Consider the following 18,788-nt stretch of genomic DNA (forward strand, 5'->3'; position numbering starts at 1 on the left):
GAAGCTCAATTTTACACCATACTGCAATCGGAGTGATCAGGTGTACCATTTATAGTTCAACTTATGTAGCCTGATGGGCTACTTTTTGTTGTGAATCATTGATTTAAGATTCATTAAAGGTTTGTCCTCTACCATGGTTTCATAAGCCTAAGTTGCTTAACAGAAACCAAGAAGGAGGATTCATCATTTGAATAGTTTACTACGTAAAGTTGCAGTAACGGCCTTGTCCGTGACGATGGTAACTTCATCTTTTGCCCTGGTAGGAAGCCCGAACGCTGCGTTTGCCGCAGAGGATACAAGCACTAGCACAGGCGTCACGCAAGCCTATGAATCGTTGTTCCAAACGGACAACGTCATTGATGTGAATGTTACGATTGATGATGCAGACTGGAAGAGCATGCTCGAAAGCCCGCTGGATAAGGATTATAAGAAGGTAAGTGTGGAAGTGGACGGCAACAAGCTAGATAACGTTGGTTTCTCCACCAAGGGTAATCTGACTTTGAAATCCGTAGCCTCCATGCAAGATTCGGACCGTTACAGCTTCAGACTGAAGTTCGATAAATACGACAAAACACAAACCTTGCTCGGTCTGGATAAAATGGTCCTGAACAACAATTATTCCGATCCATCGTACATGCGTGAAGTTCTTCATTATGAAGCGCTGCGCAGCATTGGCATGGATGTACCGATGACGAACTACATTAATCTGTATATCAACGGCGAACTGGTTGGTTTCTATACCGGGGTTGAAGCAGTAGATGACAGCTACCTGGAACGCAATTACGGTGAAGATTATGAGGACGGTGTCCTCTACGATACGGATGAGAAGAGTTACCTGCAATATTCAGAAGGCAGTGACTACAGCACCATCACCGAAGATTTGGGTACGGACGAGAATAAAACCAAACTCAAAAACTTCATCAAAACGCTGAACGACATGCCTGAAGGTGAAAAAGGTGATATCGAGAGTGTGCTGGATGTGGATTCGGCACTGAAATATATCGCGGGCAACATGGTCTTTGGTAACTATGACAGCTATAGCGGCGACAAAGGGCATAACTACATGCTTTACGGAGATGCGGCTGGCAAATTCACCGTTGTACCTTGGGACTTTAACATGTCCTTTAATGGATACTCGGGTGGAGGCGGACGTGGTACAACAACAACTGGTTCAACCACGACCAACACCAATGCAACGAACGTATCCGTGGACGAGCCAGTACTGGGCATTAGCATGGAAAATGTACCGATGATCAACAACCTGTTGGCAGTGCCTGAGTATAAGGAAAAATACTTGAGCTACGTCAATGAGTTGACGGATTATATGGAAGGCATCCAGGACCGCATCACAGGTCTGGCTGACATCATTCGTCCATATGTTGAAGCAGATCCAACGAAGTTCTACACAACAGAGCAGTTTGAATCCAACATTGCATACTCTGCCAACGCTGATGCAACAGGTGGCATGGGTGGTACACCACCAGAAGGATTCGAAGGCATGACACCACCAGAGGGCACGGAAGGTATGACGCCTCCAGAAGGTTTTGAAGGCATGACACCTCCCGATGGTACAACACCGCCGGATGGCACAACGGGAACAGGAACAACAGACAGCACAGGCAATACCCAAACACGTCCGGGCGGTAACTTTGGCGGAGGTGGAGGCATGGGCTCCATGGCAGCGGGGTCGCTGACGACGTTTGCCCTGAACCGACTTGCCAATCTGCAAGAGCAACTTGGACGTGAAGTAACGCCTTTGCCAGAGACTTCAGAAGATACAGGCACGGATAACGGAACAGGAACGACGGACAAAGCGATTACGGTAACTCTCGATGGCAAAGCGATTACGTTCCCGGATCAGGACCCGCTAGAGCAAAGTGGCCGGGTTATGGTACCCGTGAACGCCATCCTAGAAGCTTTGGGTGCAGAAGTAACGTGGGACAAAACAGCGAAAACGGTAACAGCCGTTCTGAATGATCAGACGCTTGTGCTCCAGATCGGAAGTAGCACGGCAACGGTGAATGGTGAAACGCTCGAAATTGATGCACCAGCCATTATCAAAAACAGTCGCACGCTTGTGCCGGTACGCTTCATCTCTGAAGGACTGGGACTGACCGTGGATTGGAATCAAACGGCTGCACAAGTAACACTTACATCCAAATAAGAAAATCTCTCAGGTATAGTTAGTAATGTTGTACTACGGAGAACAAGAAAAGGGATTCGATGATCAGATCGAATCCCTTTCTGGTACAATGAGGGAAAAGGAGGGAACACATATGGCTCCCGATAAAACAAAACTTTTCCCTAACGATAATATTCGTACCGTTTGTTACATTCAAAATTTGCCGCCGCGCTCTAATGTGCTGATCGGTGATTATACGTATTATAGTGACAACAGTCGTCCACCCGAGCAGTTTTATGACCGCATTCAGCATCATTATGATTTCCTAGGCGATCGTCTGGTGATCGGTAAGTTTTGTGCAATTGCCGAAGGTGTGACATTCATTATGAATGGTGCTAATCATCGGATGGAGGGCATGACAACCTATCCGTTCAATATTTTTGGTGGTGGTTGGGAGAGAGTAACTCCTACGCTGGATCAACTGCCTTTTAAGGGAGACACTGTATTGGGCAATGACGTCTGGATTGGGCAAAATGTAACTATCATGCCGGGTGTCGCGATTGGAGACGGTGCCATCGTTGCTTCCAATGCGACAGTCACCAAGGACATCGAGCCTTACACCATTGTGGGTGGCAATCCGGCCAAACCAATCAAAAAGCGTTTCGACGACGAGATCATTGCTTTACTTCTAGAACTGAAATGGTGGGATCAAGATGAGGCGTGGTTGGACACACATTTGGAACGACTGGTCTCTACATACGATCCGCAGACATTGCGTGAGCTTCTGAAGAGTAAGTAGGTTGGTGTACGTGAACTGATTTGCAAAAAAAACGAGACTATCGCTGGTTCCTTATGGAGCCAGTTTTTTTATTTTGCACTCCATATGCTCATCATCATCACACTTCATGGAACCTTGCATATCCACAATAAGCCAGAACCAATCCATCTATAGGTGGACTTAACTCCCGTTGAATTCGGCTACACTAAATGTAGATCAGAGAACACGTGGAGAAGGTGAGGAAAAAAACATGATGAATATTGTTATTGTAGCTGTCATTGTTCTATTGTTATCGCTAAGGGAGAAGGAAGTGAAGACATCCCGTTTATGGGTCTTTCCAGCGATTATTGCGTATTGGGTGCTTTCGAGCGTAGTAAATACACCATTAACGGTGGGCAACATTCTGTTATATATTGTTTTTCTCATCATAGGTTGCGGGATTGGTGCGTGGCGGGTACATCTGGAACAGCTTCGAATCCATCCAACTACAGGTAAAATGATGTCTAAGGGATCGCTGGCCAGTAGCTTGCTTCTGATCGCGGTTATGGTGTTAAGACAGCTCGCCAGCCAATGGGATGTGCATCATACGGTGGTTTCACTGAGCAATGCTCTTTTGTTTCTACCTCTGGGAAGTATTGCTGCCCGGCGTTATTTTCTGTATGCCAAAGTCCAGCGCTTTCAAGGCAGAGGTGTATAATCATTTCAAACTTTAGGATTGGAAAGGATAGCTATGCAGAACGATTCGAAATGGATGCAGATTCGAAAGGTGGTACTGGATCATACAGCAGATCTTATTTTAACGTTGCTGCTGCTCTCCAGTCTGATCGAGCCCTCCAAAGAATTGGCGTGGGTCGATTTGGGTGCAGGACTGGTCGTTAGACTGCCCTACCTTATGTTGGTTTGGGTTCCACAGTCACTTCGAAATGAGCGGATGCGAACGTTAGGGATATTGGTGATTTGGTTGGTGACGCTGCTCTATGCCCAGTTCTTCCAGGCCGAGTATCGTATATTTGAATTAACCTTTTATCTCATCGGATATACTGCGCTAAAATTGCCCATCCATCGTTCTTCGTTGCTTGGCTTCGTTATCATCATTGGGAATGCGGCGCTGCTCTATATGGATGAATACGAACCCAATCAGATTCTGGTGTATTCGATGGCTCACGCTGTAACCTATATTCTATGCTGGGCTGCGAGAATCAGGCGGGAAAGCAGACAGGACAGCAAACGACATTATGAGGAATTGCAGAAGGTGCACGCTGAACTGACACATGCCCATCAGGAGCTTCAGGATACACATCAGGAGTTGGAGCAGGCTACCGTGCGATTGATGCAGTATGCCGTACTTGAAGAACGAAGCCGAATCTCAATGGATTTGCACGACAGTGTTGGTAACCGATTGACATCCATTATTGTTCAGCTTCAGGCATTGCCATATATGATGAAGATGGATGCAGCGGAAGCCGACAAAGCGATGGGTACGGTGCTTGAAGTAGTCCGACAATGTCTCCAGGAGGTTCGGACTGTTGCTCATCAGATGGGCAGCAATGAAGCAGGCCTCGGGCTGGTCGCCTTGACGAGTCTGGTGAATGAGATACGGGAGATGGCAGGTTTCACGATCAAACTGACCCCCCAAGAGCAGACGAGTCATTGGACGCCAGAAACGTCCGAATTATTGTATCGTGTACTTCAGGAAGCGTTAACGAATATCATTCGTCATGCCCAGGCTTCGCAAGTGAAGGTGGACATCTTGGAGAAGGAGCATCAGCTACATATGATTGTGGAGGACAACGGAATGTATCGCAAAGAGAATCCGATCTCTCCCGGTTTCGGACTGTCGAGTATGAGAGCAAGATGTGAAAGGGCAGGCGGTTCCTTATCCATTGATGCAGTCGATCCACATGGAATGAGGTTAACCCTTACCATTCCTCAAGATGTGAAGGAGAGGTGATGAACAATAATGGAGCAAGACATACAGGACATACGTGTACTCCTCGTGGATGACCAGCATCTGGTCCGGCATGGTTTACGTTTTATTATTAATGCACAGCAGGATATGGAAGTGGTAGGCGAAGCGGGCGGGGGACATGAAGCAGTCCTTCTGGCAGCAGAGGTTCGTCCACATGTCGTATTGATGGATGTGCAGATGGAAGCAGGAGACGGACTGGAAGCGACAGCGGAGCTGATGAAGATACTGCCTGACTGCAAAGTGGTCATCCTGACCACATTCGATCATGAGGACTATGTGTACAAAGGAATACGTGCCGGAGCTGTTGGTTATCTGCTCAAGGATGCGGCGCCGGACGAACTCGTTGATGCGGTTCGTGCTGCATACCGGGGGGAGGCGATCTACCGCACGGCGGTGGCAGCCAAGGTGATCGGTCTTGCTATTCGTTCAACTCCGAGTCATTCGGATTCAGTGAAGGAGACGGTAGCAAACAAACCATTGCCGGAACCGTTTACGGGACGGGAATTGGAGGTTTTGCAGCAGATGGCATATGGATTACGGAATGAGGAGATTGCTCGCAAGCTTTTTATCGGTGAGAGTACGGTCAAGACTCATGTACATCGCATTTTGCAAAAGATTCAGGTGGAAGACCGCACACAGGCGGTCGTCTTTGCAATTCGTAATGGATTCGTCAAGTAAACCGTTCTTGATCTTCTGTGGAGTAGTGATCCAAATTCAGCAAATAACCAGCTGCCCCATGCGGAGCTGGTTATTTTGTATGACCTCAAAAACAATGTCTCAAAATTGAGAAAAGAGATGGAATGTTGTGTGAGATAAGTCATAGAATAACTTTAAGTAAGCGCTTCCAATAACATCAATATGAATTCACGGAGGGGTTCAGAATGCGATTTAAGAGAGCTGCCACACCGCTCGTCGCTCTGTTCATGTCGGTCACATTGTTTGCCGGATGCCAAAGTGTTCAGCCGCCATCAGTAAGTGAACCACAAGGGACGGTGGATACACCGACCACGACAACCCAGAACGAACCTGCACCTCAGACCAACAAGGAGACACCACGTAATGAGACCTTGTATATCAATGGACTGCAATGGGGGCCACCAACCAACTTCAATCTGTTGAGCGGAAATCCCGCATTTCCAGTGAATTACGGCAACTCCAGGGAACTGGTGTACGAAACCCTGTTTATGGTAAACCAGCTGGACGGTGGCCTTGAACCTCTCTTGGGCAATTCGTATGAATGGACGGATGAAACGACTCTGCGCATTGAGTTGAATGCGGATGCGAAGTGGAGCGACGGAACGGCTTTTACAGCAGATGATGTTGTATACACCTATGAACTGGGCAAAAAATACGATATTAACTGGAGCAGCTTCTGGGCCTACATCAGTGAAGTGAAAGCAGATGGAGCGCAGGCCGTGGAAATTAAGCTGAACCCTGAAAACCCTAACAAGCTTACCGTACTGGACAGCATTGAACTGATCCCGATGCTGCCGAAGCATATCTGGGAAGAGATCGAGAAGAAGAACAATAATGATCTGACCGCGATTCGTAAAGAGGTTAATGATAATCCAGTGGGAACCGGAGCCTATAAGCTTCATTTTTACAACGACCAGAAAATTACGATTGTCCGTGACGATAACTACTGGGGGCAGAAATTGTTCGGCAAATTGCCCGCACCGAAGTACATCACTCACGTGATCTACAAGGATAATGCCGCAGGTGATCTGGCGTTCAAGAGTGGGCAAGTGGACGTCTCCCAGCAGTTTATCCCTCAAGTGTGGAAGATGTGGGAAGGCGGGGCTGCTGTAAAAACGTATCTGAAGGATGCGCCGTATTATCTGCCCGGTTCCATGCCAAGCATTTTCTTCAATCTGTCCAAAGCCGGACTCGATAATGCTGACGTTCGCCGTGCGATAGCCATGAGCATCAACTATGACAAAATCTCGGAGCTGGCCATGAGCGGATATTCCGCACCGATGCAGCCTTCCCTGACCTTGAACTCGGACGCCGAGTCCAAATATATTGACCAAGATGCCATCAAGTCGTTGCAATGGACGATGGATATTGAAGGAGCCAATGCTCTGCTAGACAAGATTGGAGCAACCAAAGGTAAAGACGGCATCCGTGTTCTTAACGGCAAACGCCTTGGACCTTTCGAGGTTGAATGTCCTTACGGCTGGTCTGACTGGAACGCTGCCCTGGAGATCGTAGCGCAGAGCGCCAAGGCCATAGGGATTGAGATTCGCACCAAATTCCCGGAATCCCCGGTATGGACCAATGATCTGCAAACCGGCAAATTCGATATTATCATGAATACGCCTGCAGGCGGGGTCAGCCCAAGCCAGCCGTGGAACCGTGCGATGACGATCATGTACTCCAAAGGGGTTGCTCCAATGGGTGAGATGGCTTTCTGGAACTGGGGACGGTACCAGAATGACCGTGCAGACGCCATTATTGAAGAGATTCCATCCGTGTCTGACGAGGCGAAGCTGAAGTCACTGTACACTGAACTGAATACCATCTGGCTGAAAGATATCCCTTCTATTCCGCTAATGTACAGACCATGGGTGTTTGACACCGTGAACGAATCGGTTTGGAAAGGTTTCCCGACCGAAGGAGATGGCACCAACATTCCGCCGCAAATCTCGATGGACGGCGCAGGTATTAAGGCATTGTATCAGATCCACAATTAAGGAACTCATATTGAATCAGGACACGATGAAGTGACACGCCACTTCAGACATAAGGCCCTTATCCGCTAAACTCGGGGGTGCTAAATCCTATGAATGCCTATTCCAGATATGTCGCCAAAAAAGTATTCTGGTACGGCCTGACCCTGGTCATTGCCATCGGACTGAATTTTATTTTGCCTAGACTGATTGAAGGTAACCCGGTGAGCATGATCGCTTCCAAAATGACGTCAGGGATGACTGACTCGGATTCCATCAAGCGGGTGTATGAGACGTTTACGGTTGAATTCGGCATTGATCAGCCACTATGGACCCAATTCGGCATCTATTTGAAAAATCTGTTCACAGGCAATCTGGGCACGTCCTTTGGACTGTATCCGAAGCCTGTGACGGACATTCTGGCCTCCGCCGTCCCTTGGACGGTGGGGCTTCAACTTCCGGCCATCCTGGTCGGCTGGATCATTGGTAATTTGCTCGGTGCGATTGCAGCGTACCGGAAAGGTGTTTTTGATAAAGTACTGTTTCCGGTAGCTTTATTTATCAATTCCATTCCTTTTTTTACTCTGGCTATTATTATGCTGTATGTCTTTGCGTTATCACTGAAATGGTTCCCTTTATCGGGCGGATATGACTTCCAGATGGTACCGCAGCTGAGCTTCGACTTTATCATGTCCGTGGTTCGCCACCATACCTTGCCGTTCCTCTCCATCGTGCTTGTGACCATTGGTGGTCAGGCCATTGGCATGCGGGAGATGTCCATCTATGAGCTCAATTCAGACTATGTGTTATACAGTAAACTGCTGGGTATTCGCGACGGCCGAATTGCGCGTTATGTGTTCCGTAACGCTATGCTGCCGCAAATTACGGGACTTGCGCTCTCCATCGGTACGATGGTCGGTGGGTCACTCATCTGTGAGATTGTCTTCAGTTATCCAGGCATCGGCACATGGTTGTTCACGGCCATAAGGCAACTGGATTACCCACTAATCTCGGGGTGTACGCTGCTGATTGCCATTGCTGTATTGCTTGCAAATTTCACTATTGATGTCATCTACGGTTTCATTGACCCGCGCATCAAGGCCGCTCAAATGGAGGAACAGTGATATGAAGCATTCGATCTCTATTTTGCTGAAGTCACCCAAATTCATGATCGGCGCGGTGACTTTTGTCGGCATGCTGCTCTTGGTTACGATCTATCCGCTCATTAATCGCAGTGATCCCCTTGAGATGATTGCGATGGCGTTCCAGCCACCTGGCGATGGCCTGCTATTAGGATCGGACAATTTTGGACGGGATATTTTCCTTGAATTGATGTATGGCATCCAGACATCCGTACGTGTGGGGCTGATTGCAGGTGTGTTTGCAACCGTTATCGGTCTGGTTATGGGCCTGGTGTCGGGATATATCGGGGGAATGCTGGATAACTTTCTGACGGCGATCACCAATATTTTCATTGTTATTCCTTCGTTCATCATCCTGATCTTGATCTCGGTCAGCATTGATTCACGCAGTTCCCTGGTGACGGCGATCATTATCGGTATAACTAGCTGGCCTTGGACGGCCCGGGCTGTGCGAGCCCAGACGACATCTCTGCGTAGCCGGGATCATGTGCATATTGCAAAAATTTCGGGACACAGTACGCCGCGTATCATTATCCATGAGATTTTGCCCTATATCGCGTCTTATGTGGTGATGGCTTTTGTGCTCCAGACGGCATCGGGCATTCTGTCCGAAGCATCCATCTCCATGCTGGGACTGGGGCCGTATAATACGATCTCGCTCGGCATCCTGATGAACTGGGCACTGGTGTTTGAAGCGCCAGTAGCAGGGGCGTGGTGGGCGTTCATTCCTGCGGCGCTGGCGATTGCCGTCATTACCTTCTCGCTTTATCTGATGAATACGGGCATGGACGAAATTTTTAATCCGAAAATAAGGAGCTAAGACCATGAACCAACCTATACTTCAGGTCAGCGGTCTGAAAACCTATTACCGTACCCGGCTCAAGGAGAATGTATTTGCCGTCGACGGGGTCGAGTTCGGACTGAAAGAAGGGCAGACGCTGGGCATTGCAGGTGAATCGGGCTGTGGAAAATCGACGCTGGCGCTCAGCCTGATGGGCTTTTATTTCCCGCCGCTTCATTATGGCAGTGGTTCGATCCGGATTAATGGTACCGATATTATGCAGCTGAACAAAGAGCAGCTTCGTTCGCGCATTCTGGGCAAGGAAATTGCTTATATTCCGCAGGCTGCCATGAATGCACTGAACCCAACGCTGCGTATTATCAGGTTTATTGAAGATATCATGAAGGAGCATCGTCCGGAGATGAAACGGTCGGATGTGCGGAAGATGGCTACGGAGCGCTTCCAATCACTGAACTTGTCGCCGGATGTGCTGGATATGTATCCAAATGAATTATCCGGCGGCATGAAGCAGCGAACGGTTATCGCCATCTCAACAATTCTGAATCCCAACGTGCTCATTGCGGATGAACCTACTTCGGCACTGGATGTAACCTCCCAGAAGGCGGTCATTCGTCTATTGAAGGATTTGTTGAAGCGCAAAGTAATCAAATCACTGGTGTTCATCACGCATGAGCTGCCGCTACTGTACCATGTCACGGATGAAATTATGGTGATGTATGCCGGTGAGATTGTGGAACGAGGCACGGCAGAGCAGATGATTTTCAATCCGCTGCATCCGTACACTCGCAAACTGATGGGCTCCATCATTGTGCCGGAAGAGGGCATGAAGGAGCACAAACTGGCTGCCATTCCTGGTGCACCACCAAATCTGAAGAATGTGCCGGAAGGCTGCCGCTTTGCAGAGCGCTGTACACTGGTGACCGACGAGTGCCGCCAGGGCAAAATCGAGAACATTCATGTCGATGGGCGCCTATATCGCTGTCTCCTGACACCAGAAATGCTGGAGCAGATCAGGGAGCAGGAGCAGGACAGTCACTTACAGCAGGAGAGCATGAACGAAGAGCCCCAGGAGAGGGAAGAAACTCAGGAGGAGAATGACTCAAATAAAGAAGATGTCCGAGATGTTCAATCTGACACAGACGATATCGCAGACCAATGAAATGATTCTTTCTGCGTAATGGGCTCGGATCAAGGCTCCCCGAAAGGAGTGAGGTAGTATGGCGATGGGCAAGGTGCTGATCAGCGGCCGCCATCTGACCAAGGTGTACGGTACAGGCAATCGCAAAAAGGCAGCCGTGGACGATGTGAGCTTTGATTTTCATGAAGGGGAGATTATCTCCATTGTCGGAGAGAGTGGCAGTGGCAAGACGACACTCGCGAAAATGATCATGGGCTTGCTCAAGGAAACGGGTGGAGCGATTGAATACGATGGCAAGCCCAGACAAATGAAGCGGTACCGTGAGCGTAAAGCCTATTGGAAGGATATACAGGCCATTTTCCAGGACCCGTTCTCTTCGTTCAACGTATTTCACCGGGTGGAAAAGCTGCTGGTGGACTGTATCAAACTTCAGGGGCTGAAGCTGAACAAGGACGAGGAATATGCCAAAATGAAGGAAGCCTGTTCTTTCGTCAACTTGAAGTTCGAAGAGTTATACAACAAATATCCGTTTGAGCTGTCCGGTGGACAGATGCAACGGCTCATGATTGCCCGCATTTTCATGCTGCATCCTAAGGTGTTGATCGCCGATGAACCAACGTCCATGGTGGACGCATGCTCGCGTTCAACGATTCTGGATATGCTGCTCAAGCTGCGCGATGAGAACCGCATGACGATTGTGTTTATTACGCACGACGTGGGTCTGGCTTATTATGTGAGCGACACGATCTGTATTATGGAGCATGGACGAATGGTGGAGGCGGGGAGAGCGGAGGAAGTTATTCACCATGCGGAGCATCCCTATACCAAACAATTAATCAATGACGTACCCAAAATTCATTCTCCCTGGGTGCTCGATTAACACAAATCAAGCCCTGGACCGTTTTGAGCGGAACAGGGCTTCTTATTGTCCAAGATGAAAGGTTCGTTTTAGCGAGTGGGTAGTTGTGGTGTCTGTGCAGACTCTGTTGATGGGGGTGTTGAATGGGTGTGATCTTCCGCGTTATTCTGGTCTGTCTGCTTGCCCGAATAAAAGTTAATGATATCATCAACCGTAGAAAACACGACATTTACATCAAAATGTTCGTTGTGTGTTTGAATAAAAACCTCTTTTCCGATCTTGTTGTTGCTGTTTAGTTTAGAGCTTCTTTCATTGTTAATCCTGCTGTGAATACAGGAACTTTACCTGCTGGAAGTTGAATTTCCTTACCAGTTCGACGGCTTTTACCCATACGTGCTTCACGATTACGCACTTCGAATTTGCCGAATCCAACCAGTTGAACCTCTTTACCTTCTTTTAAAGCTTCCAAAATCGAATCCAGTACAACCGTTACGGCCTTTTCAGCGTTCTTTTTGGAGAATCCGCCGTTTTTGGCTACTTCTGTGATCAATTGTTCTTTATCCATTTGTCATACCTCACTTTTCGTTTTTGGATGATAAGTTTATGAAGTCAGCATTTTGAAAGACGCTCTTTGAATCTATGCAAAATGCTCATGTAATAAAACAAAAAGCTGCCTTGTACAAGGCAGCTTTAATATAATTAAACTTTAGTAACGTTCTCAGCCTGTGGACCACGGTTACCTTGAGTTACTTCGAATTGGACGCGTTGTCCTTCATCCAATGTTTTGAAACCGTCGCCTTGAATTGCACTGAAATGAACGAATACGTCTGTTCCTTCTTCAGTTTCGATAAAGCCAAATCCTTTGTCCGCGTTAAACCATTTCACTGTACCTGTTTGCATGTAGTTCCTCCAAAAAATAAGTTTTTAAACGACCATTTTGAAAAGGTTAATTTTAAAAATCAACGCTAATCAGGTATATTCAACCCACAGACTTGATGTCCGCTAATGTATCGATTAATATGATAATACCATGTCCGCTAATATAAGTCAAGATTTGGAGGTTTTTTCTAATGGATAAGGGTTCTGGTACTTCGGTACAAGGGGAAATGGTTGTTCAGGAATTCATACATATGCTTACGAACCAGGGAGAATTGACTCCCAAAACCTTGAAGGAATATGCGAGTGATTTGAAGCATTTTACCGAATGGTATATAGGGAACGATTCTTGGAGTGAAGAGATTTCATTTCGAATCGAAGACGTGCATACATCGACTTTGGTCCGTTATCGGGAAGATTCACAAAAGGTAATGCAATTGAAGCCATCTACCATTAATCGTAGACTAATTACATTGAAGCGTTTTTTTAAGTGGGCTTCATCGGAAGCCAGGATCAAGAGTAATCCTTCCAAACCTTTGAAATTCATTCCGGAAGACAAGGTTAGCCCCCGCCGAATGACCACCAAGGAAGAACAATCATTCATATCTGCCGTCGAAGACGGTAACTCGCTTCGGGATCAGACTATCCTTACCCTCATGTTTCATACCGGTATACGAACAATGGAGATATGCAACCTCGCTCCCGGTGATATTGAATTGGGCAAACGAAGCGGGCAACTCACCGTGCGGGCTGATAAACGAAACGGTCAACGGAAAATTCCGCTGAACATGACATGTATTGCTTTGTTGAAGATGTACATGGTTGGCCTCGCACGGGATAGTCCTTACCTGTTTCCTTCCGAGAAAACCAGTGATCGCTTAACGGAGAGGGCGCTGCGCCATTTGATCAAAAAGGTGATGACTACAGCCGGTCTGGAAGGGCTAAGTTCCCATGATCTGCGTCATCGGTTCGGATACGCTATGGCCGAGCATACACCACTGCATCGCTTGGCAGAAATGATGGGGCATATCAATCCGGATACCACGATGATTTATGTGAAGGGGTTAAATGCCAATTTATCTTTGTCAGCAGAAGAAGATGGAGAAACGGAACCGCATTAAAGTACATGCAGTACTCTTTATGAGGCATTACGAATGGATATAGGATCAATGATGCCCTGACCCACTTCAAGTGGATGAGGGTTGTTTGGTTATCCAAGAATGACTTACATCCCATTCAGGCTTGTTGTTTGCATTAATTTGCGATTCTAATGTAATCATGGCATAGGTTCCATCAAGCTTTTCCCAAAAAAGTATCGCCTTTGTATGATCGGGATGTAAAAGCAAGGCAGGCATGACATCTCCGTTTTCCAGCATGGTTCTTCGTTCGTTACTATAATAGGCAGCGATGAAGGAAGAGTGCTCTTCACGGGGAAGGGTGTTTAATGAATCCTCCAAGATGTAAAACAGTTTCCATTCAGTTATATTCTCCTTCTCACTATTCTCATTCAGCGTGGTACGTATCGCCTTTATTCCTCCCCTCCATGATTTTGTTAATTTCTCTTGAAGTTCTTGAGGTTGGTTCTATTTTTTAATTAACTCCTTTCAATAATTTACCATATATTTCGTTTGTGAGCGCACATTATATCAATCTTATCATCTTAAAAGTAAGCGATTACATTAATTAAATTTATATTGTATATTATGATGGCAACCTTGGATCATATCGACATATACATTATTGCTTGGGCTTATGGCCCCTTAAATAAAGGAGGAATCTGACGTGTACCGGGTATTGCTGGTGGATGATGAAGAGGATGTACGCGAAGGGTTGGTTGTAGAGGTAGATTGGGAAGCGCTCGATCTGCGCATAGTTGGTCTGGCGGAGAATGGACGTGAAGCACTGGAGATGGCAGAACGAGTGGAGCCGGATATTGTGGTAACGGATATCAGCATGCCATTTATGGATGGACTTGAACTTGCTCGAAGGTTGCGGGAGCGCAATCCGCTTGTGAAAGTGGTGATTTTGACTGGATATGATGAATTCGACTACGCCCGACAAGCGGTCTCGCTGAGTGTGGATGAATACTTACTGAAGCCATTCTCGGCGGGGCATCTGACAGAACTGCTTACAAGGTTGCGTGCGCAGATGGCGGCTGAAGTGGCCGAACGAGAGGATGTACAGCAGCTGCGCGACCATTATTATACAAGCCTGCCCCTGTTACAGGCGGACCTGATGGCCACTTTGCTGCATCGGCAAAAATCACCGGAATATATCCATGGCAAAGCAAAGCAATGCGGACTGGATCTGCACGGTGAACGCTATGGTGTATCCGTATTGACCCTGCATATGGACGGAGACCAATCTGCGGATGCGGAGTTGAAACAGTTCGCTGCGCTAAACATTGCCGCAGAGGTATGGACGGAACACGGGGCCGGACATGCTTTTATGCATCAGGAGACGATTGTGCTGCTCTATGTAGATCGGTGGGGTGGAGAAGATGGAGAGAAACGACAGCAGCAGGCGCTGGAAAATGTAATGCGCAGCATCAATCATTATTTGCGTATTCCTGCCACTGTTGGATCGGGCTCAATCGTGAACACACTGGCAGGTGTGAAGCATGCCTATGAGGATGCACTACTGGCACTGGATTATCGACTTGTACCGGGGACCGATCCCCTTATCTATATTGCAGATGTGGAGCGGCAGACGGCGGGCAAATTGCGTTTTGACGAGTTGAAGCAGCAAACGCTGACACGTTGTCTGAAAGCGGGTACGCAGGCGGAGCTGGAGGACGCGCTAGAGATCATTTTCCGGGAAATTACGGTGGAGCATGGGCGAAGTGACATTCAACTGTATCTGATTGAAGTTTTAACAAACGTTTGGAAGGCAGCTCAGGCATCGGGCGAGGCCATGGAGGATATTTTTGGGGCAGGGTTCCAGTTGTATGCCGATTTGTTCCGTTTGCCTGGGTTGTCTGAGGCACAAGGTAAGGTGAGCGAGGTTTGTCTGCTCGTTCAACATCGCATTGCCAGCGGAAGGCAGCATGTATACAAGGATATTGTGGAACAGGCATTGTCGTTTACCAAAGAACACTACGCCGATCCGGATCTGTCCATTCAGAAAGTATGTGGGCATCTGCATATCAGTTCGGGTTATTTTTGTGGCATTTTCAAAAAAGAAGTACAGCTTACCTTCCTGCAATATCTGATGCAAATCCGTATGGAGGCGGCCAAGGAGTTGCTTCGATCCACGGAGATGAAGTCGTTTGAGATTGCTGGTCAGGTAGGTTTCGCGGAACCGAATTATTTCAGTTTTTGCTTCAAAAAACATATCGGCGTCTCGCCCAAAGAATATCGCAAACAGACTGCACTAACAGCTAGTGAAGGCACAAGTCGATGAGAACGTTTGCCGGATGGATAAGATCCCTTTGGCTCAAGCTTCGGTCCAGGTTGCGTTCATCCAGAGTCAGTAGTATCCGCTTTATTATTACGTGGTCCTTCTCTGTCTTCATTGTATTGGTGCTGACCATCATGGCGATGCTGCTGCATGACAAATTCACGCAGGCCGCGGAGCGAAGTGCGGAGCTGACGACGAGGCAGATCGTGGATCAGGTCAGTTACAATCTGGAGGATTATGTTCGCAGCATGTCGCATCTGTATCGAGCCATCGAAGAACATATGCTGCGGGATGGCACGTGGGAAGGGGATCAGGTAGATAAACAGCTGGATACGCTGCTTAGCAGCCGCGAAGATATCATCTCCATTACTTTGTTGGATTCAACAGGGCATTTGTTCAAGAATAGACCTTCAGCTGAATTAAAACCGAGTGCGCATGTAACACAGCAAGGGTGGTTTCAATCTGCACTCCGAGTGCCGGATCACCTTAGTTTCTCACTGCCTCATATCCAGAACATGTACACAGGCCCATACAAATGGGTCGTTTCCATGAGCAAAGGCATTACTGTACGCCAAAATGGTCAGGATCGTCAGGTCATTCTGCTGGTGGATATCAACTTCAAACAAATGGACGAACTGAGCCGCCGGGTCAGTCTGGGGCAGCGGGGATACGTCTACATTATCGACGAAAGTGCGGGCAATATCGTCTACCATCCGCAGCAGCAATTAATGTACATGGGGCTCAAAAGTGAAAATATCGAACAGGCACTGGTTGCAACCGGCAGTTATGAAGATGAGGCGGATGGTCAGAAAAGGTTGAATGCAGTCAAGTCTGTCGCCAATATCGGATGGAAAATCGTAGGTGTGGCCTATCTGGATGAGATCATGACATCCCGCCAGGAGGTCAATGGATATCTGATTCGAGTACTGCTGGTTGTGCTGGTACTGGTCATCCTCGTCTCGCTATTCCTCTCTTCCAGCCTGACACGTCCGATCCGGCGGATGGAACGAAAGATGAAAGCCGTGGAGCGAGGGGATTTTAACGTGGAGCTTCCTATCGAAGGGCCGCTGGAAGTGGAACGTTTATCCCGCCGTTTTAACCTGATGGTCTATAAAATCCGGACCTTGATGAATGAAATCATTCATGAACAGGAACAGAAGCGTCGGCTCGAACTGGAAGCTTTGCAGGCTCAGATCAATCCACATTTCCTATACAACACGTTGAATTCAGTAGTACGTATGGTGGGCATGAGCCGGAATGAGGAAGTCATTACGATGATCACTTCGTTATCCCGATTGTTTCGCATCAGTCTCAGTCAAGGCAAAACGATTATTACGGTCAGGGAAGAACTGGAGCACGCCCACCATTACCTGACGATTCAGCAGATGCGGTTCAAGCGCAAATTTAATTTTAGCATGAAGGCAGATGAGGATACGCTGGACTGCCTGACACTTAAGCTGGTGCTTCAGCCACTCATTGAAAATGCGATCGTGCATGGCATTGAATATCATATGGACGAGGGATGTATTGAGATTCGTGTATACCGGGAGGACGACAAGCTGGTATTTCGCATTACGGATAATGGGGTCGGCATGACGGAAGAGCAGATGTCGAAACTTCTAATGGGCAGTCCTATTGTGAAAAGTGGTGCAGGATCAGGTGTAGCTGTACGCAATGTACATGATCGGATTCAGCTTTATTATGGCGAAGCTTACGGTCTTGAATTCGAAAGTGAGCTGGAAGAAGGCACAACCGTCTGGATTCGGATTCCGATCCAATCGGAACGAGAGGAGGACGATGCGCATGATGAACAATAAAGGGAATAGCACGTGCGCCAAGGGAACCAGCAAGGTGAATAACATCGATAGAACGGATGGGATCTCGAATTGGGTTTTGAAAATAAAAATCTGCAATCGCGTGGAAGTCATACGGATGAGAGTCTCCATCCTTCGTTATATGGGCATGTCAGCAGCAATCTTCTGCCTGTTGTTATGTATGGCGTGCGGTATGTCCAATGCTGATCCGGCGGGATCACAGCCGCGTATTGCACTGATTACGCCAGCGGGAACCGGAGAACTTGCAGAAGCGATACGTCTTGGGGCCGAAGCGGCTGCCAAAGAAGCGGGAGCGGAGCTCATTACGGTGGAGGCTTTTCCCTCAGAGGGGTTAACTTACGCGCCATCTAACCCCGACTTCACAGCAGGACAGGGAAAGGTAAAGCAAGAGCATTTGCAAAATGGGACTTATTCACTGAGCGAGCGTGAACAAGCCCAGGTGGATGCAGTATCACTGGCACTGGAGCAGGGAGCATCGGCCCTGTTGATCGATCCCTTGAGTGAGAAGACACTCAGCGACATCATCCAGAAGGTACAGACTAAGGATGCCAACGGAGTGATTATCCCCGTCATTTTGTTGAATGACGAGTTTCCTGTAAAAGGTATAACAAGTGTTATCTCGATAGATAACGTTGAGGCTGGACGGCAGGCGGGTCAGGCCATGGCTGTGCTTCTCGGTGGACGAGGACGTATAGCCTTGCTTGGTCCTGATCCTGTAAATCCTGTTCTGATTAACCGGGAGCTAGGGATAGAGGAATCACTGGCTCAATACCCGGACATTCATGTGGAGACCCAATCCGTATGCAGCACGCGGGATGCTTGCTGGCAGGCGGCGAAGCAACTGCTTGACCAGCAGCAGGTGGACGGATTGATTGCTCTTCAGGAACCTGCTTCTTTGGGGGCAGCGGATGAATCGAATCGACGTACGTCCGAGAACAAGGGGAACAAGGTGAGGATTGTGGGATTTGGCAGCGAACAGCAGCAGTTAGAGCAGTTACAGGAAGGGAGAATTCAACACTTGATCGTGCAAAATGGATTCAGTGCAGGTTATCTTGGTGTGAATCAGGCCGTTGCACGGTTGAACAATCAACAGGTGCAAGCCAGGGTAACGCTAGAAACGAAGCTGGTCAGTACGGACAATATGTTCTGGATGGATAATCAGAAGTTGTTGTTTCCTTTTGTACAGTAAAGGCTCAATT

17 protein-coding genes are annotated in these 18,788 nt (G+C 47.9%); 14 read left to right on the plus strand and 3 right to left on the minus strand.

What is annotated here, in order from left to right:
* The first annotated feature begins 187 nt into the window (after window positions 1-187).
* From CRO25_RS11620 to CRO25_RS11665, 10 genes are all read left to right on the plus strand, one after another.
* Window positions 188-2,164 carry a CotH kinase family protein gene (locus tag CRO25_RS11620; protein ID WP_079695079.1) on the plus strand — a complete coding sequence of 659 codons (1,977 nt, stop codon included), beginning with the start codon at window positions 188-190 and terminating at the stop codon, window positions 2,162-2,164.
* Between the two features lie 112 nt (window positions 2,165-2,276).
* Window positions 2,277-2,921, plus strand: a complete 645-nt coding sequence (locus tag CRO25_RS11625) for a Vat family streptogramin A O-acetyltransferase (RefSeq protein WP_079695080.1) — start codon at window positions 2,277-2,279, stop codon at window positions 2,919-2,921.
* A 229-nt stretch (window positions 2,922-3,150) separates the two neighbouring features.
* Complete coding sequence (locus CRO25_RS11630) at window positions 3,151-3,597, plus strand: hypothetical protein (RefSeq protein WP_063567839.1); 447 nt, start codon at window positions 3,151-3,153, stop codon at window positions 3,595-3,597.
* A 54-nt stretch (window positions 3,598-3,651) separates the two neighbouring features.
* On the plus strand, window positions 3,652-4,851 hold the full coding sequence (locus tag CRO25_RS11635; RefSeq protein WP_179132145.1) for a sensor histidine kinase: 1,200 nt from the start codon (window positions 3,652-3,654) through the stop codon (window positions 4,849-4,851).
* 9 nt (window positions 4,852-4,860) lie between these two features.
* Complete coding sequence (locus CRO25_RS11640; RefSeq protein ID WP_079695083.1) at window positions 4,861-5,547, plus strand: response regulator transcription factor; 687 nt, start codon at window positions 4,861-4,863, stop codon at window positions 5,545-5,547.
* A gap of 203 nt (window positions 5,548-5,750) precedes the next feature.
* Window positions 5,751-7,562, plus strand: a complete 1,812-nt coding sequence (locus CRO25_RS11645; protein ID WP_064640374.1) for an ABC transporter substrate-binding protein — start codon at window positions 5,751-5,753, stop codon at window positions 7,560-7,562.
* Between the two features lie 89 nt (window positions 7,563-7,651).
* Window positions 7,652-8,662: an ABC transporter permease gene (locus CRO25_RS11650; RefSeq protein WP_063567843.1), complete on the plus strand. Its 1,011-nt coding sequence runs from the start codon at window positions 7,652-7,654 to the stop codon at window positions 8,660-8,662.
* Between the two features lies 1 nt (window position 8,663).
* Window positions 8,664-9,500, plus strand: a complete 837-nt coding sequence (locus CRO25_RS11655; protein WP_063567844.1) for an ABC transporter permease — start codon at window positions 8,664-8,666, stop codon at window positions 9,498-9,500.
* Between the two features lie 4 nt (window positions 9,501-9,504).
* Entirely contained in the window at window positions 9,505-10,641 is a 1,137-nt protein-coding gene (locus CRO25_RS11660) for an ABC transporter ATP-binding protein (RefSeq protein ID WP_079695084.1), read from the plus strand.
* 58 nt (window positions 10,642-10,699) lie between these two features.
* Window positions 10,700-11,500, plus strand: a complete 801-nt coding sequence (locus tag CRO25_RS11665; RefSeq protein WP_063567845.1) for an ABC transporter ATP-binding protein — start codon at window positions 10,700-10,702, stop codon at window positions 11,498-11,500.
* A 271-nt stretch (window positions 11,501-11,771) separates the two neighbouring features.
* On the opposite strand, the gene CRO25_RS11670 is transcribed toward CRO25_RS11665, so the two are convergent.
* Both CRO25_RS11670 and CRO25_RS11675 read right to left on the minus strand, forming a co-directional pair.
* Window positions 11,772-12,044: an HU family DNA-binding protein gene (locus CRO25_RS11670; protein WP_053783990.1), complete on the minus strand. Its 273-nt coding sequence runs from the start codon at window positions 12,042-12,044 to the stop codon at window positions 11,772-11,774.
* 134 nt (window positions 12,045-12,178) lie between these two features.
* Complete coding sequence (locus CRO25_RS11675) at window positions 12,179-12,379, minus strand: cold-shock protein (protein WP_062320808.1); 201 nt, start codon at window positions 12,377-12,379, stop codon at window positions 12,179-12,181.
* A 170-nt stretch (window positions 12,380-12,549) separates the two neighbouring features.
* Here CRO25_RS11675 and CRO25_RS11680 point away from each other — a divergent pair, with 170 nt between their 5' ends.
* The gene (locus CRO25_RS11680; protein ID WP_079695085.1) at window positions 12,550-13,476 is read left to right on the plus strand and encodes a tyrosine-type recombinase/integrase; all 927 of its coding nucleotides are present in this window, start codon (window positions 12,550-12,552) and stop codon (window positions 13,474-13,476) included.
* A 66-nt stretch (window positions 13,477-13,542) separates the two neighbouring features.
* Here CRO25_RS11680 and CRO25_RS11685 read toward each other — a convergent pair whose 3' ends face one another.
* Entirely contained in the window at window positions 13,543-13,812 is a 270-nt protein-coding gene (locus tag CRO25_RS11685; RefSeq protein ID WP_079695086.1) for a hypothetical protein, read from the minus strand.
* Between the two features lie 325 nt (window positions 13,813-14,137).
* Between CRO25_RS11685 and CRO25_RS11690 the strand changes: the two genes are divergently transcribed.
* Genes CRO25_RS11690 through CRO25_RS11700 form a run of 3 tightly spaced genes read left to right on the plus strand, consistent with a single transcriptional unit; the run spans window position 14,138 to window position 18,778 of the window.
* A complete protein-coding gene (locus CRO25_RS11690; RefSeq protein ID WP_079695087.1) occupies window positions 14,138-15,757 on the plus strand; it encodes a response regulator in 1,620 nt (539 codons plus the stop codon).
* Window positions 15,754-17,571: a sensor histidine kinase gene (locus CRO25_RS11695; protein WP_079695088.1), complete on the plus strand. Its 1,818-nt coding sequence runs from the start codon at window positions 15,754-15,756 to the stop codon at window positions 17,569-17,571. Before CRO25_RS11690 ends, CRO25_RS11695 begins: the two co-directional genes overlap by 4 nt.
* The gene (locus CRO25_RS11700; protein WP_179132146.1) at window positions 17,558-18,778 is read left to right on the plus strand and encodes a substrate-binding domain-containing protein; all 1,221 of its coding nucleotides are present in this window, start codon (window positions 17,558-17,560) and stop codon (window positions 18,776-18,778) included. Before CRO25_RS11695 ends, CRO25_RS11700 begins: the two co-directional genes overlap by 14 nt.
* The last annotated feature ends 10 nt before the right edge of the window (window positions 18,779-18,788 follow it).

It is taken from the genome of Paenibacillus sp. RU5M (genome assembly GCF_900221055.1).
Lineage (GTDB): Bacteria > Bacillota > Bacilli > Paenibacillales > Paenibacillaceae > Paenibacillus > Paenibacillus marchantiae.